This is a genomic window from Mycobacterium sp. IS-1556, from assembly GCF_001499985.1.
Lineage (GTDB): Bacteria > Actinomycetota > Actinomycetes > Mycobacteriales > Mycobacteriaceae > Mycobacterium.
The window spans coordinates 560,403-580,093 of sequence record NZ_LQIM01000001.1; the positions used below are offsets into that span (position 1 = coordinate 560,403).

The 19,691-nt window shown below is 66.0% G+C and carries 19 protein-coding genes; 10 read left to right on the forward strand and 9 right to left on the reverse strand.

What is annotated here, in order from left to right:
* Positions 1-63: 63 nt before the first annotated feature.
* A complete protein-coding gene (locus AU187_RS02705; protein WP_172800357.1) occupies positions 64-1,131 on the reverse strand; it encodes an alpha/beta fold hydrolase in 1,068 nt (355 codons plus the stop codon).
* Between the two features lie 449 nt (positions 1,132-1,580).
* Here AU187_RS02705 and AU187_RS02710 point away from each other — a divergent pair, with 449 nt between their 5' ends.
* The 4 genes from AU187_RS02710 (at position 1,581) to AU187_RS02725 (ending at position 5,960) form a co-directional block, all read left to right on the forward strand.
* The gene (locus tag AU187_RS02710; RefSeq protein WP_059100358.1) at positions 1,581-2,717 is read left to right on the forward strand and encodes a glycoside hydrolase 5 family protein; all 1,137 of its coding nucleotides are present in this window, start codon (positions 1,581-1,583) and stop codon (positions 2,715-2,717) included.
* A 298-nt stretch (positions 2,718-3,015) separates the two neighbouring features.
* Positions 3,016-3,516 carry a L,D-transpeptidase family protein gene (locus AU187_RS02715; RefSeq protein WP_353612185.1) on the forward strand — a complete coding sequence of 167 codons (501 nt, stop codon included), beginning with the start codon at positions 3,016-3,018 and terminating at the stop codon, positions 3,514-3,516.
* A gap of 78 nt (positions 3,517-3,594) precedes the next feature.
* Entirely contained in the window at positions 3,595-5,118 is a 1,524-nt protein-coding gene (locus AU187_RS02720) for a flavin-containing monooxygenase (RefSeq protein ID WP_172800130.1), read from the forward strand.
* Complete coding sequence (locus AU187_RS02725; protein WP_059100356.1) at positions 5,115-5,960, forward strand: SDR family NAD(P)-dependent oxidoreductase; 846 nt, start codon at positions 5,115-5,117, stop codon at positions 5,958-5,960. Before AU187_RS02720 ends, AU187_RS02725 begins: the two co-directional genes overlap by 4 nt.
* A gap of 13 nt (positions 5,961-5,973) precedes the next feature.
* Here the strand turns inward: AU187_RS02725 and AU187_RS02730 are convergent, their stop codons facing one another.
* Positions 5,974-6,747 (reverse strand): enoyl-CoA hydratase/isomerase family protein, encoded by a 774-nt coding sequence (locus tag AU187_RS02730; RefSeq protein ID WP_059100355.1) that lies wholly within the window; start codon positions 6,745-6,747, stop codon positions 5,974-5,976.
* A 100-nt stretch (positions 6,748-6,847) separates the two neighbouring features.
* Here AU187_RS02730 and AU187_RS02735 point away from each other — a divergent pair, with 100 nt between their 5' ends.
* Together AU187_RS02735 and AU187_RS02740 are read left to right on the forward strand one after the other, a co-directional pair.
* Positions 6,848-7,255, forward strand: a complete 408-nt coding sequence (locus tag AU187_RS02735) for a YciI family protein (protein ID WP_059166206.1) — start codon at positions 6,848-6,850, stop codon at positions 7,253-7,255.
* 13 nt (positions 7,256-7,268) lie between these two features.
* Positions 7,269-8,432 carry an RNA polymerase sigma factor gene (locus tag AU187_RS02740; RefSeq protein WP_059100353.1) on the forward strand — a complete coding sequence of 388 codons (1,164 nt, stop codon included), beginning with the start codon at positions 7,269-7,271 and terminating at the stop codon, positions 8,430-8,432.
* 37 nt (positions 8,433-8,469) lie between these two features.
* Here AU187_RS02740 and AU187_RS02745 read toward each other — a convergent pair whose 3' ends face one another.
* The 4 genes from AU187_RS02745 to AU187_RS02760 form a co-directional block, all read right to left on the reverse strand.
* Entirely contained in the window at positions 8,470-8,889 is a 420-nt protein-coding gene (locus AU187_RS02745) for a PPOX class F420-dependent oxidoreductase (protein WP_059100748.1), read from the reverse strand.
* A gap of 110 nt (positions 8,890-8,999) precedes the next feature.
* Positions 9,000-10,469 carry an amidase gene (locus tag AU187_RS02750; RefSeq protein WP_059100352.1) on the reverse strand — a complete coding sequence of 490 codons (1,470 nt, stop codon included), beginning with the start codon at positions 10,467-10,469 and terminating at the stop codon, positions 9,000-9,002.
* Between the two features lie 48 nt (positions 10,470-10,517).
* A complete protein-coding gene (locus AU187_RS02755) occupies positions 10,518-10,985 on the reverse strand; it encodes a hypothetical protein (RefSeq protein ID WP_059100351.1) in 468 nt (155 codons plus the stop codon).
* A 245-nt stretch (positions 10,986-11,230) separates the two neighbouring features.
* On the reverse strand, positions 11,231-11,962 hold the full coding sequence (locus AU187_RS02760; RefSeq protein WP_059100350.1) for a ZIP family metal transporter: 732 nt from the start codon (positions 11,960-11,962) through the stop codon (positions 11,231-11,233).
* A gap of 104 nt (positions 11,963-12,066) precedes the next feature.
* Between AU187_RS02760 and AU187_RS02765 the strand changes: the two genes are divergently transcribed.
* From AU187_RS02765 to AU187_RS02775, 3 genes are read left to right on the forward strand one after another with little or no spacing between them, the layout of a single operon-like run.
* Positions 12,067-13,644, forward strand: a complete 1,578-nt coding sequence (locus tag AU187_RS02765) for an FMN-binding glutamate synthase family protein (RefSeq protein WP_059100349.1) — start codon at positions 12,067-12,069, stop codon at positions 13,642-13,644.
* A 16-nt stretch (positions 13,645-13,660) separates the two neighbouring features.
* The gene (locus AU187_RS02770; protein ID WP_059100348.1) at positions 13,661-15,019 is read left to right on the forward strand and encodes a WS/DGAT/MGAT family O-acyltransferase; all 1,359 of its coding nucleotides are present in this window, start codon (positions 13,661-13,663) and stop codon (positions 15,017-15,019) included.
* Positions 15,020-15,049: 30 nt separating this feature from the next.
* On the forward strand, positions 15,050-15,889 hold the full coding sequence (locus tag AU187_RS02775) for an SDR family oxidoreductase (RefSeq protein WP_059100347.1): 840 nt from the start codon (positions 15,050-15,052) through the stop codon (positions 15,887-15,889).
* Positions 15,890-15,965: 76 nt separating this feature from the next.
* Here AU187_RS02775 and AU187_RS02780 read toward each other — a convergent pair whose 3' ends face one another.
* Positions 15,966-16,685, reverse strand: a complete 720-nt coding sequence (locus AU187_RS02780; RefSeq protein ID WP_059100346.1) for a DUF1326 domain-containing protein — start codon at positions 16,683-16,685, stop codon at positions 15,966-15,968.
* A gap of 203 nt (positions 16,686-16,888) precedes the next feature.
* On the opposite strand from AU187_RS02780, the gene AU187_RS02785 reads away from it, so the two are divergent.
* Complete coding sequence (locus AU187_RS02785) at positions 16,889-17,290, forward strand: rhodanese-like domain-containing protein (RefSeq protein WP_059100345.1); 402 nt, start codon at positions 16,889-16,891, stop codon at positions 17,288-17,290.
* Between the two features lie 29 nt (positions 17,291-17,319).
* Here the strand turns inward: AU187_RS02785 and AU187_RS02790 are convergent, their stop codons facing one another.
* A complete protein-coding gene (locus AU187_RS02790) occupies positions 17,320-18,585 on the reverse strand; it encodes an MFS transporter (RefSeq protein WP_059100344.1) in 1,266 nt (421 codons plus the stop codon).
* Positions 18,585-19,691: a PLP-dependent cysteine synthase family protein gene (locus AU187_RS02795; protein WP_059100343.1), complete on the reverse strand. Its 1,107-nt coding sequence runs from the start codon at positions 19,689-19,691 to the stop codon at positions 18,585-18,587. Before AU187_RS02795 ends, AU187_RS02790 begins: the two co-directional genes overlap by 1 nt.

The following is a 19,691-nucleotide window of genomic DNA, read 5'->3' on the forward strand; positions in this document are numbered from 1 at the left end:
GCTAGATTTTCACGGTCCGATCGCCGGCTGACAACGGTGGCGCAAGGACATCCGAGACCTTCCTCAGGGGTGACATGGCTGAGTGGGTGCGGTGGCAGGCATCGGGAGTGGTTCGCCGAGCAGGAAGTCCTGGACCAGTCGCCGGTACAGATCAGGCTGATCGACGTCGGCGTCATGTCCTGCGTGCGGCAGGCAGACGAGTGTTGCTCGCGGAAGGGTGGTTGCATATTCGGCGGTCGGTTCCCAGGGAACGTAGTTGCATGTGCCGGTGATGATCAACACCGGTGTGTCGTTGCTTCGCAGCTGTTGTGGCACAGCGGATTGAGCCCCTGATACCGCGTCGCGGACGGTGAACACGTTGGCGTAGAGGCCATTTCCTGTTCCGAAAGTTTCGGGTAGTTTCGTCGGGTCGCAGACGGTCGCCGGGCGGACGATGGTCAAGAACGTGTCGAAGTAGGCATCGGCCTCGCTGTCGGGCAGGAGATCGTGAGCCGCCCTCGGGTTGATGCTGCCGAGTAAGTACCAGATCATGAAGCGGAAGTTGTTGGGCATAAGGCGTTCGGCACGCTGTCGCGCCTCGTCGGGCAGGCGGGCAGCGATGTCACCGGCATCGGGCCACCGGGCATAGTCCATCGGGGCCGGGGAAGTCAGGACGGCTCTTGCGACCCGGGTCGGGTGGGCGGCGAGGTAGCTGCCAATCAGGCTTCCTCCCCAGGAGGCGCCGACCAGAATCATCTCGTTGGCGTTCAGCTGCTCGCGGATCGCATCAAGATCGTCGACATGCCGGGCGACGGTGTAGCCGGCCGGGTCGTTGAGCCGCGCCGACAGGCCGGCGCCGAGCTGATCGTAGAGGTAAACCTCGTACCCGAGGCGGGTCAGCCCGCGGAAGGGTCCGGCATTCGCCGGGTCGCTCACGACGGCTTCGCCGGGCCCGCCGCCAACAACGATTACCGGGGTGGGCCGCGCTGGGCCGACCGCGGAGAGGTGTCGGTAGGCCAAACGCGACCCGTTGGGCAGGTCCCAATAACGCACGCCATCCGGCGCGGCCGTCGACTTGTCCGGCGGCCGTGCACTCGGTAACGGATGCAGCACCACGAACGATCCGGCCGCGGCGAGTATGAACGCACTCACGAGCGCGGTGACCATCGCGTAGGCCCGACGGTGGCGGCGGAAGTTACGAGCCGCGAGCCATGCTCCTGCACCGGCCACAACCAAACACGCACCAACTGCCATGCCCAGCAGGAGCCGAACATCAGCCAGTTGCAACGCGACGACGGCCGCAGTGACGATTGCGACGATCCAACTGACTACGACAACGAAGACGGTCGCGAAACTCAGAAGCAGCCAGCGAATGTACCTGTCTGCCGATCGATCCGAGCCGATAGGTGATCACCTCTTTCATTGATCCGACTCAGTTTTGCATCCGCACATTACGGAGGACAGCGGCTGAGCCGTCCCATCTGATTCGGAGCGTGGGCGTGCATCCCCGATCGCCTTGGTCTATAACGATTCGAAAACTGTTGTGTTGCAGGAAGAGCCCCGCGAAGCGACGGTTCGGATACAAACACTATGTTCAATTGGTGCACCGCAGAACGGCTCTCAAACTTCCGCTGTACCTGGCAGCGGCCGCGGCGCTGACCAAGCTTCCGTCCGCATCCGGCGCGACGGGTCGATGGTCGGCTGACCGCGCCAACGCCTGGTACGCGAAACAGGGCTGGCTGCTCGGCGCGAACTACGTCACCTCCAACGCCGTCAACCAGCTGGAGATGTTCCAGGCGGGCACCTACGACGCACGCCGTATCGACGGTGAACTCAGCGTGGCCAAGCGGATCGGGATGAACACCATGCGGGTGTTTCTGCACGACCAGTTGTGGGCTACCGACCGGGCGGGCTTCAGCCAGCGGCTATCTCAGTTCGTCTCGATCGCGGCGAGTCACAACATCAAGCCGCTCTTCGTCCTGTTCGACTCGTGCTGGGATCCGTTGCCGCGGGCGGGTCGCCAACGCCCGCCGATCAAAGGGGTGCACAACTCCGGTTGGGTGCAGAGCCCGGGCGCTCACCGGCTGCAGGATCCTGACTACACCCGCGTGCTGCAAAGCTATGTGACCGGGGTGGTGGGCCTGCTTCGCGACGATCCACGCGTCCTGGGATGGGACGTCTGGAACGAGCCGGACAACCCGGCGCGCGACTACCGCGAGGTCGAACACGAGGACAAGCTGGAACTCGTCGCAGCGTTCCTACCGCACGTCTTCCAGTGGGCGCGTGCGGTCAATCCGACTCAACCGTTGACCAGCGGTGTGTGGCAAGGCCACTGGAGAGACCCGGCAAGCCGCAGCAAGATCTGCAGCATTCAACTCGAGCAATCAGACGTCATCAGCTTTCACAGTTACGGCGACCCCGCCGAATTCGAGGCCCGCATCGACGAACTCACGCCGCTGGGCCGCCCGATCCTGTGCACGGAGTATTTGGCGCGGAACCTGGGCAGCACCGTCGAAGGGATACTGCCGATTGCCAAGAGGCGCAATGTCGCGGCGTACAACTGGGGGTTCGTCGCTGGTCGAACGCAGACGTACCTGCCGTGGGACTCGTGGCAGGACCCCTACACGACGCTTCCGGAGACGTGGTTCAGCGACCTCATTCACCCCGACGGACGGGCCCATGACAACAACGAGATACGCGTCATCCAGAAGCTGGCCGGGGTGAGCAACGCCAGCTGAGCTGTCGCGACCGCATTTCTCTTTGATAGCGAACGGATCTCGGTGACCCGATCGCGCGGAAGTCTCTGAGAAGATCACCGGACTCGTCAAAGAATGCTGGTTCGTTCCCGGTCCCGAGGTACCTGTGAAACTGCGAAAAGCACTGGCGCAACTCGGGGCCCTGCTCCTGAGTGTGTCACTCGCTGCGCCCGCTGCGGCCCAGCCCGCGACTGCGCCCGCCGGGCAGTCCACACAGTGGATCGTTGTCGGCGTACCCGCTGAGAACGCAACTTCAGGAACCCTCACCGCCTTCCAGCGGGTGGGCCGACAATGGAAAGCGGTCTTGGGCCCGACACCCGCGAAAGTGGGTGCGCTCGGCGTCGGCGCCCCCGCCGACGGTGTCCACCGCACCCCCGTCGGAACGTTCACGTTCGACCAAGCCTTCGGGCGCGAACCCAATCCCGGCACCAAGATGCCGTACTTCCAGACCACCAACCAGGACTGGTGGGACGAGGACGCTGACTCGCCCACGTACAACACCCACGTGCGCGGACCACGCAAACCGTCGTCGATAGCGGAGAACCTCTACGACTCCGGACCCGTCTACGACTACGCCGTCAACATCGCGGTGAACCCGCAACGCATCCCGGGGCGGGTCTCCGGAATCTTTCTCCACGTGACCGACGGCAACCCGACCTGGGGATGTGTGGCCATCGGCCGTGACGAGATGCGCTCGGTGCTGAAGTGGCTGGATCCGTCGGCTGCCCCGCGGATCACCATCGGCGTCGGGAGCCCGTCGCTTGTGCCGTCACGGGCGTGACCGGCTGACCGACGTGGTGTAAGGAGCGGCGCAAGCGGCTACTACTACCTACCTACGGGACCGTGGATAGGGGGCGCCGTGTCTGACGAACCAGTGATCCGGCCGCAGTCAGAGCCCCTCCCCGGTCACACGCACATCGCCATCATCGGAAGCGGGTTCTCCGGCCTGGGTGCGGCGGTGAGGTTGAACGAGGCCGGACACCGCGACTTCATCGTGCTCGAGCGCGGCGACGACGTCGGCGGCACCTGGCGCGACAACACCTATCCGGGTGCGGCGTGCGACGTTCCGTCCCATCTGTACTCGTATTCGTTCGCGCTGAACCCGAATTGGACCCGGTCGTTCTCCAATCAGGCCGAGATCGAGGAGTACATCCGTGGCGTCGCGCGCCGCGCCGGTGTCCTGGATCGGCACGTATTCGGTTGTGACGTCAGACGAGTGGCGTGGCAGGAGGAGCAGCACCGGTGGGAGCTCTCGACGAGCCATGGGGCGATGACAGCCGATGTGGTCATCGGCGCGTTCGGCGCCCTTGCCGAACCGGCTCTGCCGCCGATCCCGGGCATCGACGACTTCGACGGAGAGTTGTTCCATTCGGCGCAGTGGAACCACGATGCGGACCTGACCGGTAAGCGCGTCGCGGTCATCGGCACCGGCGCGTCGGCGATCCAGATCGTTCCGGCGATCGCTGACACCGTCGCGCACATCGACGTCTATCAGCGCACGGCGCCGTGGCTGCTGCCGCGCTTCGATCGTCCTTTCACCCGCATCGAACGGTGGATCTTCCGCAACATCCCGGGTGTGCTGCGGCTGGCCCGTGCAGGCATCTACGCCGCGCGCGAGACCCAAGTGCTCGGGCTGGCGAAGAACCCTCGCCTGATGAAGCTGTTCGAGTTCATCTCCCGCGCCAAGATCCGCGCTGAGATCCGCGACCCCGAACTACGGCGCAAGGTGACACCGAACTTCCGTATCGGGTGCAAGCGCATGCTCATCGCCAACGACTGGTATCCCGCGCTGGACCGCGAGAACGTGGACCTCATCACCGACGGCATCCGTCAGATCGACGGCCACAGCATCATCACCGCCGACGGCACCGCCCGAGAGGTCGACGCAATCGTCGTGGCGACCGGATTCCACGTCACCGACTCGCCGATGTTCGAGACGATCTGCGGCAGCGACGGGCGGACCCTGAGCCAGACCTTCGCCGACAAGGGGATGCGGGCCTACAAGGGCACGACGATCGCCGGCTACCCCAACATGTTCATCCTCATCGGGCCGAACACCGGGCTCGGCCACACGTCGATGGTGTACATGATCGAATCCCAGCTCAACTATGTGGTCGACGCCATCACCACCATGGAGAGCCGCGGCCTGAGCCGTCTGGATGTCCGCCAGGACGAGCAGGACGCGTACAACGAAGAACTGCAGCGCAAACTCACCAACTCGGTGTGGATGACAGGTGGCTGCGCCAGTTGGTATCTCGACGCCCACGGCAACAACACCACCCTCTGGCCCGACTTCACGTTCAGATTCCGCAAGCAGACCAAGCGTTTCGACATCGACGCCTACGAGACGGCGGCATCGCCCCGAACAGTGGAGGTGCCGTGAGTTCGTTCGACGGGAAGGTGGCGGTGGTCACCGGTGCCGGGTCGGGAATCGGACGTGCGTTGGCCATCGGGCTGGCCCGCCGCGGAGCACTGACAGCGATATCGGACGTCAACGAAGAAGGCTTGCGCAGCACGGCCGCGAGGGTCAGCGCTGTCGGCAGGCAGCCTCACGTCGCAGTGCTCGACGTGAGTGACCGGTGCGCGGTGCGGGACTACGCAACGGCCGTGGCCGAACACCACGGCGCCGTCAATCAGCTCTACAACAACGCCGGCGTCGCCGGCGGTGCCGCGCCTCTGCTCGAGGGCGATTACGAAACCTACGAACGCATCGTCAACATCAACCTGTGGGGCGTCATCAACGGCACCAAAGAGTTCCTGCCACACCTCATCGCCTCCGGCGACGGGCATGTCGTGAACATCTCCAGCCTGAACGGGTTGCTGGCGCAAGCATCGATGTCGGCTTACTGCACAACGAAATTCGCGGTTCGCGGGTTCACCGAATCCCTACGCGCCGAGATGCTTGCCGAAGGCCATCCGGTGCGGGTGACCGTGGTGCATCCGGGTGGCATCGCCACGAACATTGCGACGTCGGCGCTGGCCGAGGCCGAGCGTGCCGGCCGCGAGATCACCGACCAGCAGCGGCACCGGGCCGAGGCGTACAACGCGAAACTGCTCAAGATGTCGCCGGTTCGGGCCGCCGAGACGATCCTGGCCGGGGTCGCGGCGAACCGCAGTCGAATACTGGTGGGCAGGGACGCCAAAGGCGTCGACCTGCTGGTCCGCGTACTCCCGCGGGCTCATGCGCGGATGGTTCTCTGGTGGGAGAAGCGAACGTTCGGTTAGGTCTTCGCCGCGTTCAGCGCCCACGCCATTGCGGTTGGCGTTTCACCTGCCAGGCTCGGAACCCCTCACCGACGTCCTCGGTGGCGGCGGCCACCTTGCGCATCGTCTCCCCGAACCGGACAGACTCGATCCAACCCATGTTGGCGGTGCGCGACGCCACCTCCTTGGTGGCCCGTTGCGCCAGCGGCGCCGCCTCGGTGAGTGTCCGGGCCCACGCGCGCGCTTCGGCTTGCAAATCGTCGGGCGCGACCATGCGCCACACCAGGCCGATCTCCTTGGCGCGTTCGGCCGACATCGGTTTTCCGGTCAACAACAGTTCCATGGCGTCGGCCCACCGGACGCGCTCGGGGAGCCGGATCGCCCCGACGATCGTGGGCACTCCGAGCGACACCTCCGGAAACGCGAAGGTCGCGGTGGTGGACGCGATCACGAAGTCGCAGAACAGAACGCCGGTCAGCCCGTAGCCGATACATGCACCGTTGACGGCCGCGATCGTGGGCTTGAAGAGTTCCATGCCGCTCTCGAACGAATTGATCGTCGGCTTCTCCCAGAAGGTGCCGCCGAAGGTGCCGACCGAACCCTCGCCGTCCTTGAGGTCGCCGCCGGCACAGAACACGTCACCGTTCGCGGTGAGGATGCCGACCCACGCGTCCTCGTCGTCGCGGAAGCGTTCCCAGGCCGCGTTCAGATCTTGCCGGAGCGCGCCGTTGATGGCGTTGCGCGCCTCGGGGCGATTGAGTGTGATGGTGGCGATGTGGTCGGCCAACTCGTAGGTGACGAGGTTCATGGCTGCACCATAGCCACGGGGGCGGATGTCGAGAATGTCGTGACGGCTCCGTCCCACGGGTGAGCGACCAATCAGGGTCGTCGATCCGAAAGGGAGAACGATGGCGAAGTACCTGTTTCTCAAGCACTACCGAGGCGCGCCGGCGGCCGTGAACGACGTGCCGATGGACCAGTGGACCCCCGCCGAGATCGAGGCGCACATGAAGTACATGAACGACTTCGCGGCGCGCCTGCAGGCCACCGGCGAGTACGTCGACAGCGAGGCGCTGGCCCCGGAGGGGGCGTGGGTCCGTTACGACGGCGAAGGCAAGCCGCCGGTGACCGACGGCCCCTTCGCCGAAACCAAGGACCTGGTCGCCGGGTGGATGATCATCGACGTCGACTCCTACGAGCGTGCCGTCGAATTGGCCGGCGAGTTGTCCGCGGCACCCGGAGCGGGCGGTGAGCCGATCCACGAATGGCTGGAGGTCCGGCCTTTTCTGACCGCTCCGCCGACGGTCACCGAATAGGTGGTGGCGGCTGGTGGACGAGGCCCAGCTACGGGACCTGATTCCGGGGGTCTTGGCGGCCCTCGTCCGCCGTGGGGCGGACTTTGCGACCGCAGAGGACGCGGTTCAGGAGGCGCTGCTGCGCGCCAGTGAAAGGTGGGCGGCGGGGTCCGATCAATATCCCGCCGATCCCAAGGGCTGGTTGATCACCGCGGCATGGCGGCGGTTCATCGACCTCACCCGGTCCGACACCGCGCGGCATCGTCGTGAGCTCCAGGCCTTCGACGAACCGGCGCCCGGGCCGGCTGTTTCCGTGGACGACACGCTGCAGTTGTACTTCCTGTGTGCGCATCCCAGCCTCACCCCCGCGTCGGCCGTCGCGCTGACCCTGCGGGCCGTCGGCGGTCTCACCACCCGGCAGATCGCGCAGGCCTACCTCGTGCCCGAATCGACGATGGCCCAACGGATCAGCCGAGCCAAACGCACGGTGAGCGCCGTCCGGCTGGATCGGCCCGGCGACCTCGGCACCGTGCTGCGCGTGCTGTACCTGGTGTTCAACGAGGGCTACACCGGCGAAGTGGACCTTGCCGCGGAAGCGATCCGGCTGGCTCGCCAACTCGCCGCCGCCACCGACGAACCCGAGGTCGCCGGGCTGCTTGCGCTCTTCCTTCTTCACCACGCGAGGCGCCCGGCGCGGACCCGCGCCGACGGCAGCCTGGTGCCGCTTGCCGAACAGGACCGCGGCCTGTGGCGGCGCGACCTGATCGCCGACGGCGTGGCCGTGCTGCAGGCCGCGCTGTCGCGCGACCGGCTCGGCGAGTATCAGGCGCAAGCCGCGATCGCGGCGCTTCACGCCGACGCTCAGCGGGCCGACGAGACCGACTGGGTGCAGATCGTGGAGTGGTACGACGAACTGCTGCGGCTGACCGACAGCCCGGTCGTGCGGCTCAACCGCGCCGTCGCCGTCGGGGAGGCCGACGGCGCGCAGGCGGGACTTGCCGCACTCGCCGATGTCGACCCGACGCTCCCGCGCTACACCGCATCGGCGGCCTACCTACACGAGCGTGCGGGTGACATCGCAACGGCAGCAACGCTTTACGTGGAGGCCGCCGCGAAGGCGCAGAATTTGGCCGAGCGCAATCACCTCACGATGCGCGCGGCCACCCTTCGTCAGCGTCCGCCGGACGGTTCGAGCTGAATTTGTCCCGCATCCCCGGGTCTTTTGCGCGCTCGAATCAATCGGCGACGTCGAACGCTTTGATCACCTTGTTCGGCGAAATTCGGACGACGAGCTCGCCGGGCGCGCCGTTGCGCCGGCCGAATTCCTCGGCACGGTCGGCCCCCATGTAGCGTCCACCGATCCGAGTCGCGGTGTCGATGAGTTCTGCCGGGTCTTCACTTATCGACGCCGTGCCTTGGATCTGAACGAAGCCGTACGGCGGCTGCTCGTCGTCGACACATAGCACGACCCGCGGGTCGCGTAGCAACGCGCGGCCCTTGGCGGTGTGCTTACCGGTGTTGAACACGAGTTGTTGCCCGTCGACGATGAACCACACCGGCACCACAAGCGGTCTGCCGTCTGATGCGACATAACCTAGCTTCCCCGTTCGCGTGCCCTCGGAGAGGAATGCGATCACATCGTCGGTCAGTTGCATGACGTTCACTGTAGGGCGACGAGGTGCTCGTGCAGTCAATCGTGGCGGTCGACGATCAAGTCCTTGATCTCAGCGAGTTGCTCATCGACCGAGTGGAATCGAGCTCGGGCTTAGAGCCCAGCGACGCGATCCGCCCAGGGCACCGCCTGCTCGAGTTGGGCGGCGAGCCGAATGAGCAGCGATTCGCCGGCCAGGGGTGCGACGAATTGCACGCCGAGTGGCAGGCCATCCGCGGTCCAGTGCAGAGGTAGCGAAATGGCCGGTCTTCCGGTGAGATTCGCCAGCTGCGTGTACGGCACCCACCCGAGGTTCTTGTCCACCATGTCGTCGACGATCTTGGTGTAGCGCAGTAGCCGGGCGGTGCGCGTCTTGATCAGCACGTCGGCGGCGCGCTGCAACCCGACCGGGAGATCGAACTCGCCGATCTTCGGCGGCGGGGTCGCCAACGTGGGGGTCAACAGGAGGTCGTAGGACTCGAAGAAGGTGGTCAGCCGCCGCGTATGGTCGTGGCGCCGCTCGACGGCGTCCACGTAATCGACACCGCTCGTCGCCCGGCCGAGCGCGGCCAGGATCAGCGTGTCCCGTTCAAAGGACTCGTCACCTGCGCCGGAGATCCGTTTCGCCTCGTCGAGTTCCCACGCGGTGTAGACGAACCAGGTGAGCAGGAAGTCGCGGGCGAGGGCCGCGTCGTCGAACGGGGCGTGCGGCAGCTCCTCGACGTGGTGACCCAGATCCGTCAGCGTCCGTACCGTCGACTCGACGGCCGCGACGGCCTCACGGTGCGGCGTCGGGTTGATCGCCGACGGAATCCGCACGCCGATCCGCAACGTGCCGGGATCGGCGCCCACACATGACGCGAACGGGAAGTCCGGCACGCCGGGCACGTACGGTCCGCTCGGCTCACCACCGCGGATGACGTCGAGCATCGCCGCGGTGTCGCGCACCGTCCGGGACACCACGCCCTGCACCGCCGCGCCGTGCATGGACTCACCCGTCGCGGGGCCCGACGGTGTCAGCCCGCGGCTCGGTTTCAGGCCGACCAGCCCACAACAGGCCGCCGGGATGCGGATCGATCCGCCGCCGTCGTTCGCGCCCGCGCACGGCACGATTCCCGCCGCGACCGCCGCCGCCGATCCGCCCGACGAGCCACCCGGCGTCCGCGTCAAGTCCCACGGATTGCGGGCGGGACCCCAGGCGTCCGGCTCGGTGATTCCCTTGGTCCCGAATTCCGGCGTGTTGGTCTTGCCGAAGATGACCAGGCCGGCGTCGATCCACCGTTGGACGATCGCCGAATGCTCTTCGACCGGCGTCGACATCAGGGCGCGCGATCCGCGCGAGCTGGGCAGCCCGGCGTAGTCTTGCGCGAGGTCCTTGATCAGGAACGGCACGCCGGCGAAGGGGCCGCTGAGCTCGTCGGTCGGCGATGCGGGAACGTCGCGCACGATCGCGTTGATCCGCGGGTTGACCGCCGCAGCCCGCTCCTTCGCCACGTCCAGCAACTCCGCGGCGGTCACCTCTTTGTCGGCGACCAGCTTGGCCAACCCCGTCGCGTCGTGTGCCCGGTACTCGTCGAACTTCACCGCCTGACCGTACGTGTTCCGGCTCCGGCGTGCGGTGTCACGTCAATGTCAGCGGTTGGCCGCTGAGCGCGGTCTTGCGCAGCCGACGGGAACGGCCGGAGTGATCGGGGCAAAGCGCCGCTGACTGCGATCGTCGCGCGTCATCCGCCGATTGAGCACCCGCTCGTCGCGCTTGCTCAGTGAGCGGCGCCTGCTGACCAGAAGCTCGAGTTGTTGCCAGCTGAGCCCGTCGAGATCGCCGTCTTCGTCATGCGTGGCCACGACAACGCAGCCATGCAGCAGCGGCACCGTCCTCGGCGTGAAAGTTGTTGTCGCCAGCAGCAGTTCAGTGGCTTTTCGGTTGGTGCGCCGCTGGCACCCGCGCGTCGACGGGCTGAACCAGAAGTCGAATTGCCGGTCAGCGCTGGTCAGGGACTGCAGGCTCTGATCCTCGACGAGATGATCGATGTCGGCCTCGGTGTAGGCGCGGGTCTCATAGACCGCGCCGCTGGTGCTGAAGTACAGGACGGTGTTCATTCTGAATTCCCATTCGTCTCTTTCTTCGTGATGAAGGGCCGGCATCGACTCACCGCCCTGTTATAGAAGTTACCCATGTGACAGTTGAGGCAAACCTTGATAACGGTCCGGCGACCGATTGTTTGACTCGCCGAGCGCCGGAGCGCTCGTTTTCGCGTGGAGGGCTGTGTAATCGCGCAAGCCACGACCGTGGGCGCAAAATTCAGCCCACGGCGACGAGCAGCCCGCGGCCAGACCCGGCCGCGTCAGCCGGCCAGCACGAACGACAGGAAGAACCCGCCCGCGGTTGCGAAGGCGTTCAGCGGGCGGCCGTGTTCGAACGCCTCGGGCATGAGCGTGTCGGCCAGCGAGGCCAGCACCGCGCCGCCGGCGAACGACAGCGCCACTGCCAGCACGGTTTCGCTCATCCCCGCCGCGACCGACCGGCCGAACACCACCGCGGCGGCCAGAAGCAACGCGCAGAGCAACCAGGTGATGACGACCGCGCGCGCGCTGGTTCCCGAGTTCCGCATCGCGACCGCACCCACGAGCGATTCCGGCAGATTGGAGAAGAAGATCGCGACCAATAGCGAGAGCGACGCGCCGCCGACCAGCGACACGCCCAGCGCGAGGTTCTCCGGCACCCCGTCCAGCGTCACCGCCGCCAACAACGCGAGGCCGACCCCGCCGCGCGTTCCGGAGCCCGCCACTTCCCGGCTGTCGGGGCCCGACTTCCCGCTGATGTACTTGTCCAGGGCGGTGTCGACAGCGACGAACGTCGCGGCGCCCGCGAGCAATCCGAGGCCCGATCGCGCCGGACCACCCATCTTGAATGCCTCTTCGAACAGCTCGAAGGCCAGGGCCGAGATCAACGCTCCGCTGGCGAATGCGAGGAGCACACCGGTCAGCGTTTTCGGTGGACTCCATTTCGCGCCGATGAGCGAGCCGATGACAAGCGCGCTGGATGCGGCCAAACCGAACCAGACAGCTGTCAACACCGGGCCCTGATGCCCCGCCCGGTGATCTTTCAAACCCGAGACGCCGTCGGCTCGTTCGACGCCGAGTCGGTTTCGGTCCGCCGGTGGCTGGAAACACTGACGGCATGGGCCGCACTGTTCGTGGTCTCGCTGCCGTGGCCGCATCGACGTTGGGTGCCGTGGCAGCGCGTGATCTCTTCCAGAAGAAGCACGCGCTGCTGCGCAACTTCCCTCTCGTCGGGCACGCCCGGTATCTGCTCGAGTCCGTCGGACCGGAACTGAGGCAGTACATCGTCGCGGCCAACGACGAAGAGCGTCCGTTCACCCGCGACCAGCGTCGGTGGGTGTACGCCTCGGCCAAGAAAGAGAACAACTACTTCGGGTTCGGCACCGACAACGACCTCGAATACACGTCCGGCTACCCGGTCATCAAGCACCGCACGTTCACTCGTGCCGTGCCCCCGTCGGCGCCGACCGCGACGCTCGAGACAAAGGTGCCGTGCGCCAAGGTGATCGGCGCGGCGCGGGGCCGGCCGGGCGCATTCCGACCGCACTCGGTGGTCAACATCTCGGCGATGAGCTTCGGGTCGCTGTCGGCCAACGCCGTCGAGGCGTTGAACAAGGGAGCGGTGATGGCCGACTGCCTGCACAACACGGGAGAGGGCGGCATTTCGCGCTATCACCGTCACGGCGGTGAACTGATCTTCCAGATCGGCACCGCGTACTTCGGCTGCCGCGACGCCGAAGGCCGTTTCGACATCGACAAGCTCAAGGATGTGGTGGCCGGTGCGCCGGTGCGAGCCTTGGAGATCAAACTCAGCCAGGGCGCCAAGCCGACCATCGGCGGGCTGTTACCGGCGCCCAAGGTCTCCAGCGAGATCGCGGCCGCCCGAGGCGTTCCGGAGGGGCGCGACTGCGTCAGCCCATCGCGGCACGCCGAGTTCTCCGACACCGACAGCCTGCTCGACTGGGTGGAACTGCTCGCCTCCGAAACCGGCCTGCCCGTGGGGATCAAGTCGGCCGTCGGTGACCTCGACTTCTGGCACGAACTCGCCGATCTCATGCGTGACACGGGCCGAGGCGTCGACTTCGTCACGATCGACGGCGGCGAGGGCGGCACCGGCGCGGCGCCGTTGATCTTCACCGACACCGTGTCACTGCCCTTCCAACTCGGCTTCGCCCAGACGTACCGGATCTTCGCCGAGCGGGGCCTGCACGAAGACCTCGTCTTCATCGGCGCCGGCAAGCTCGGGCTGCCGGACAACGCCGTTGTCGGCTTCGCGCTCGGCTGTGACATGGTCTACGTCGCGCGGGAGGCGATGCTCGCGATCGGGTGTGTCCAGGCGCTGAAATGCCACACCGACACATGCCCCACCGGAGTCGCCACCCAGAACGCGTGGTTGGCCCGAGGCCTGGTGCCCGACGTCAAGGCCGAACGCGTGGCCAACTACATCAAGACGCTGCGCCGCGACCTGGTCAAGGTGGCCGAGGCGTGTGGTGTCGAGCATCCCGGGCTGATCACCACCGACGCGGTGGACATCCTCGACACCCGAACCGCTTCCACGCCGTTGCACGAGGTGTACGGTTACGAGCCGGACATGGGCCTGCCGTCCGCGGCCGACCGCAAGGAGATCGTCCGGTTGATGTCGGTTCGTGAGCCGCAGGGCGACTCCGCGCCGGCATCGACGTCCGCCGTCGGATGACACGCCCGGAGGCTGTATGCAACCGATATCGCCGACCGACCTGATCTTTCTACTGGGCGAATCCCGCGAGCACCCAATGCATGTCGGTGGTCTGCAGCTGTTCGCGCCACCGGATGGAGCGGGGCCCGAATTCCTGCGCGAAACCTACGACGCCCTGGTCGAGCAGACCAACATCCAGTCCACGTTCCGTAAGCATCCGGCGTTCTTCGGCGGGGTCACCAACCTGGTCTGGTCGTCCGACAAGGAGGTCGACCTCGAGTATCACCTGCGCCGCTCGGCACTGCCCGCGCCCGGTCGGGTGCGTGAGCTGCTCGAGCTGGTGTCGCGGCTGCACGGCACCCTGCTCGACCGTCATCGCCCGTTGTGGGAGGCGCACCTGATCGAAGGCCTCGACGACGGGCGCTTCGCGGTCTACACGAAGTTCCATCACGCGCTGATCGACGGCGTGTCGGCGAGCAAGCTGATGCAGCGGTCGTTGACGACCGATCCGGCCGACACGGATGTCCGGGCGCCTTGGAGTCTGCCGCCTCGCCGCGGGACTGGCGCCAAGACCGGTTCGTCGCTGCTGCAGACGTTGAGCCAGGCCGCCGGCTCGGTCGTCGGCGCCGCGCCGACCACGCTGACGCTGGCCCGCGCGGCGCTGTTGGAACAGGAACTCACGCTTCCGTTCCGGGCCCCGAAGACCATGTTGAACGTCCGCATCGGCGGGGCTCGACGGGTCGCCGCGCAGTCCTGGGCGTTGGAGCGCATCCAGAAGGTCAAGAGCGCCGCCGGGGTGACCGTCAACGACGTCGTGCTGGCGATGTGCGCGGGCGCGCTGCGCGAGTACCTGGCCGACGAGAACGCGCTGCCCGACACCCCACTGGTCGCGATGGTGCCGGTGAACCTGCGCACCGAGAAGGACGCCGACGGCGGCGGCAACCTGGTCGGCGCGATCCTGTGCAACCTCGCCACCGATCTCGACGATCCGGTGCGGCGGCTCGACGCCATTGCCACCTCGATGCGCGACAACAAGAGGGTCTATTCCGAACTGCCGCGAGTCCAGCAACTGGCGGTGTCGGCGATGCTGATCGGCGGGCTCGCACTCGCGCTGCTGCCGGGTTTCGTCGCGACCGCGCCGCCGCCGTTCAACATCGTGATCTCCAATGTCCCCGGCGCCAGGGAGCCGATGTACTGGAACGGCGCCCGCCTCGACGGCAACTACCCGTTCTCGATTCCGCTGGACGGCCAGGCGCTCAACATCACGTTGGCCAACAGCGCCGGCAACCTCGACTTCGGGCTGGTCGGCGATCGACGAAGGGTCCCACATCTTCAGCGGCTGCTCGGCCACCTCGAAACGTCACTGAAGGAGTTGGAACGCGCGGTGGGTGTCTGAGGCATCCCGGTAGCGGTATACCGTCCGGGTATGAGTCGAGTGTCGGTGATCACGGGCGGCGCGGGTGGAATGGGTCAAGCGACGGCCAAGGTGGTGGGGTCGGACCACACGGTCGTCCTCTGCGACGTCAGAAAGGACCGCCTCGACGGTGCGGCTGCGACGTTGGCCGATCTCGGCATCGCGGCCACCGTCGTGCACTGCGACGTGACCGACCGGCTGGCAGTCGGCCGCCTGTTCGAGACGGCGTGCGGCCTGGGCACCATCGCCTCCGTGATCCACACCGCAGGGGTGAGTCCCAGCATGGGCGACGCCGAATACGTCATGCGCACCAATGCGATCGGCACGGTCAACGTCGACGAGGCCTTCTTCGAGGTCGCCGCCGAGGGCGCCGCGATCGTGAACGTGGCGTCGATGGCTGCGCACATGCTGCCCGACGAGATGATCCCGAAAAGCCAGTTCCCGCAAGCGCTGACGGATCAGGACTCATTCATGACCGCCATGCTGGCCGCATGCGACATCGTTCCGCCAGAAGCGCGACCGGGTATCGCCTACGCGCTGAGCAAGAGCTTCGTCAGGTGGTACAGCACGTCGCAGGCCGAACGGTTCAACGGTAAGGGCCTGCGCATCGTCTCGGTGTCGCCGGGATCCATCGACACCGAGATGGGCCGGTTGGAGGAGCAGGCCGGCGCCGGCGCGATGGTCGCCGACGCCGCGGTCCCGCGGTGGGGAAGGCCCGAGGAGATGGCCGACTTACTCGCCTTCTGCGCCAGTTCCAAGGCCGGGTACCTCACCGGCACCGACATCCTCAACGACGGCGGAGTGATCGCGTCGATGACCGAACGGGCTCGGCAAGCCGCCGAAACCGCCTGAGGCGTACCGGGTTACCGGGCTGCCGGCAGCGGGTCGGCGAGTTTGGCCGTCGTACTCATGTATCGGCGCGTGCGGTTCACGCGTGGCACCGGCATGATGCCTCCTTGTCCGGGCCGGCTTCGAGTTCGGCCGATGGACCGGCTGCGCTGTCGGGACGCCAGTCGAATGGGAAGTGCTTGCTGGAGCGGCCGCGGTGCTCGTGAGACCAATCGAAGCCCACGGCATGGTCCCGTTCGACAACTCCCCAGGTCGCAACCTGACCAGGCCCGACTTCAGCCCCCGGCGCATTCGCGGTGGTGACTCGTCGACCAGGATCCGACGTCGGTCCGGTGAGTGCAGCGACCTGGAGGTCGACCTTGCCGGGGACTTCGGCGCGCCAGTAGGCAAGGTCGTCTGCGGCCTCGAACGTGATGGGCGCGTACTCGATGCCCCGTAACTCCTCGATGAGGCTGGCGAATTCGGCCGGCCAGCCGCCCTCTTTGCCGGTGAAGATCCGCTCCAGCGCGTCACGCTGGGCGGGATCGGCTTCGGAGTCGATGTAGAACATCAGCTTCATCATGGCGCTGGGGTCGTCGACCCACATGTTGCCGGTGAACTCGCCGAGTGAGACCACGTTCAATCCAGCGAGATCCACCTCGCCGAAGTGCCCGTCCCGGATGTGCCAGACGAGGGTGAATAAGCAGTCACCGTGGGTCGGCTCTTGGGCGAAGCTGCACGGGCAGGGCAATTTACAGCTACAAACGTCGAACCAATCTCCGCGGAGATGCCAGTCGGTGGTCAAAGGTGTCGTCGGCATTCGAGCTCCTTATATACCCCCGGGGGGTACCGGGATGCATCGAACATTAATGCGCTGTGCGCCGGCGGTCAAGTACCCCCGAGGGGTATCCTGCAATCGTGCGGAATCTACGAGAGCACCTAGAGCTGACAGCAGTTATCGCTTGGGGCAGACCCGGGCCGGCCCGTCGAGGTGGTTTTCCCGCACTCCTTGCCGCGCTCAGTATGGTGAGCGTGCTGGTGCTCAGTGGTTGCGGTTCTCAAGGGCAACCCGCGGCGCCAACTTCCCTCACTGAAGAGGCGTCAACCGCTCGCCTGGTCGATCCCGGTGAGTTCGCCGCTGTGGTCGACGAACCCCACCGCGTGACGATCAATGTTCATGTTCCCTTTGAGGGCGATATCGCCGGCACAGACCTGTCGATACCGTTCGACCAGATCAGGTCCGAGGCTGGCCGCCTTCCAGCCGATCGCAGCACTGGCCTCGCGATCTACTGTCGGACAGGGCCGATGAGCACGACGGCCGCTCAAACACTTCACGATCTCGGCTACACCGACATTGTGGAGTTGCGGGGAGGAATGCGGGCGTGGCAAGCCGACGGTCGCCGGCTGATCGGGCTTGACGAATAGCCGCAATGGACCCAAAGACGTTGCCGCAGTCAGCCGCCGGGTGCGCTGACTCCAGCTTGCGGCATCGGCCGCAGCCTGCCCGTGCTGTCGAGTCGGTACAGCGCTGCAGCTGAAGCCAGCCCGACCAGGGCAAGAGCGAACCAAATAAGTTCGCTCACACCGGCGTTGCGGCCAGCTTGCATCAGTGAACCTGTACCGAGGTTCCCAATGAGGATGCCGATCCCCACGATGGTGTTGTAAAACCCGTAATGCGTACCGACGAGCCGGTCGTTCGCCAGGGAGACAACGGTGTCCATTTCAAACGGGAACACCGCGGCCGAACCGACGGCCAGCACCGCCGCGGCCACCAGAAGCGCGGCTACCGCAGCGATGTGGCCGAAGCGGCCGCCGTCGGGTACGACCATGAGCGGTACAAACGCCACCGCCAGAAGAAGGAGGCCGACTACCAGGGAACGCCCCGCGCCCCATCGCGTGCCAAACCATCGGGTGATGCGCAACTGACCGAACACCGCCACCACGCCGGACACCACGAACACGGCCGCCACAACGAGCGACTGCTGTTGGGGCTCCAGCAATCTGGCGTGCAGAGGGAACGCCAGATACACCTGGAAGGACAGCACATAGGAGCCGATCATCGCCGCAGCGAACAAGAGAAACGACCGGTTGGCGACAACGACGCGCCAGTCGGCAAGCACAGAGGTCTTGTTTTCCGGCATGCCGGCGGATTGCGGAGGCAGGGCGAATAGCTGCGCGACGGTCAGAGCCGCGAACACGATCGCCGCGGCCGCAGCGGTGGTGCGGAAATCCAGGGCCATCAGGGCCAGCCCGACGAGCGGGCCCGCCAGAATACCGGCCTGATAGAAGATGTTGAACACCGCGAACGCTTCGACGCGTCGGGGACCCGAATCCGTTGCTAGGTAGGCCCGAACTGCCGGGTTGAACAACGCCCCGGCGAATCCCGTTGCTGCCGAAGCGATGAGCAACGCCGGCAACGACTCGGCGAAGACCAGCAGGCCGAAACCGGCTGTCCGCAGCAGACAGCCTGTGACGATCAGCGGCTTGTATCCGAGTCGATCCGCGAGTGTGCCGCCCAAGATGAACATGCCCTGCTGAGAGAAGTTGCGCACTCCCAACACCAGTCCGACCGTCCATGCAGCCAACCCGAGCGGCCCGGCCAAATAACCGGCAAGGTAAGGCATCAGCATGTAGAAGCCGAGATTGATGCCGAACTGATTGATCATCAGCATCCGGCTGGGCCAGCCGAAACTTCGGAACTGTGTGACCACCTTCATCATCACATCGCCGCCAAGGGGTCGATGACATTGGCGCAGCGAGTCCAAGACGACACCACTTGTGCCTTGGGATCATCGATCACGGTCGGTTCTTCGGGCGCGGTAACGCCGAGCAGGCCGTGGGCTCGGCAGTAGTCATCGTTGTACACGGTGTCGAAGTAGCGTTGCGGCCCATCGGGGAAGATGGTGGCAATAGTGGTGTCGGCGGCCATCGTGCGGGCCACCCAACGTGCGACGAGCGCGACTGCGCCGACACTCCATCCGCCGCTGGCGTAGTGGGTAGCAGCCAGGGTCCGGCAGGCCCAGACCGCTTCGCTTGGAGCCACCCAGTGAACTTCGCTGAACGCCTCGTAGTCGACATTGCCGGGATAGATGCTCGAACCCAACCCGCGCATCAGGCGCTTGTCGGCGGGCTGACCGAAGATCGTCGATCCGACGGTGTCCACGCCGACCAGCCGTAGATCGGGATTGAATTCCCGAAGGACTCGAGCCACTCCGGCCGAATGCCCACCGGTTCCAACCGAACACACCAAGACGTCAATGTGGCCGAGCTGCTGATGCAGTTCCATCGCCAGCGGACGGTACGCCTCGACGTTGTCGGGATTGTTGTATTGATCTGGGTACCACGCGCGCGGCTCAGCGGAGAGGATCTGTTGGACGCGGTCGCGGCGAGCTTGCTGCCAGCCGCCCGCAGGATGCGGCTCAGTGACCACATCGACCTCTGCCCCGAATGCTGTCAACATCCGCTGAATGATGGGTTCCATGCCCGGGTCAGTGACCAAGGTGACGGGATGCTGATACACCGTTCCGGCCAGTGCCAAGCCAAGTCCCAGTGTGCCGCTCGTGGACTCGACGATCCGGGCGCCGGGGCGCAGCGCGCCGCTGGCCCGCGCTCGCTCGACCATGTGCAAGGCAGGGCGGTCCTTCATGCCGCCTGGGTTGAAGCCCTCGAGCTTGGCCCAAAAGCCGCGCTCTTTGATAGTGAAAGGGGCCGAGATTCGCAGCACCGGAGTGCGGCCGACCATGGTGCCTGGCCGCTCGTATCGGCCAAGCCGGCGCCCGGGGGAGAAGGGTGGGTCGGGTGTGTGAACTGACAGGACATGGTTCAT

Bases quoted from the DNA above. Each gene is read 5' to 3' on its own strand.
- AU187_RS02730 (WP_059100355.1), bottom strand. From the start codon at position 6,747: ATGAACCTCGTCACCTACGAGTTGGCCGACCACATCGCCACCATCACA.
- AU187_RS02735 (WP_059166206.1), top strand. From the start codon at position 6,848: ATGGCGAAGTACCTGTTTCTCAAGCACTACCGAGGCGCGCCGGCGGCC.
- AU187_RS02745 (WP_059100748.1), bottom strand. From the start codon at position 8,889: ATGCAACTGACCGACGATGTGATCGCATTCCTCTCCGAGGGCACGCGA.
- AU187_RS02755 (WP_059100351.1), bottom strand. From the start codon at position 10,985: ATGAACACCGTCCTGTACTTCAGCACCAGCGGCGCGGTCTATGAGACC.
- AU187_RS02765 (WP_059100349.1), top strand. From the start codon at position 12,067: ATGGGCCGCACTGTTCGTGGTCTCGCTGCCGTGGCCGCATCGACGTTG.
- AU187_RS02770 (WP_059100348.1), top strand. From the start codon at position 13,661: ATGCAACCGATATCGCCGACCGACCTGATCTTTCTACTGGGCGAATCC.
- AU187_RS02775 (WP_059100347.1), top strand. From the start codon at position 15,050: ATGAGTCGAGTGTCGGTGATCACGGGCGGCGCGGGTGGAATGGGTCAA.
- AU187_RS02780 (WP_059100346.1), bottom strand. From the start codon at position 16,685: ATGCCGACGACACCTTTGACCACCGACTGGCATCTCCGCGGAGATTGG.
- AU187_RS02785 (WP_059100345.1), top strand. From the start codon at position 16,889: ATGGTGAGCGTGCTGGTGCTCAGTGGTTGCGGTTCTCAAGGGCAACCC.
- AU187_RS02790 (WP_059100344.1), bottom strand. From the start codon at position 18,585: ATGATGAAGGTGGTCACACAGTTCCGAAGTTTCGGCTGGCCCAGCCGG.
- AU187_RS02795 (WP_059100343.1), bottom strand. From the start codon at position 19,691: ATGAACCATGTCCTGTCAGTTCACACACCCGACCCACCCTTCTCCCCC.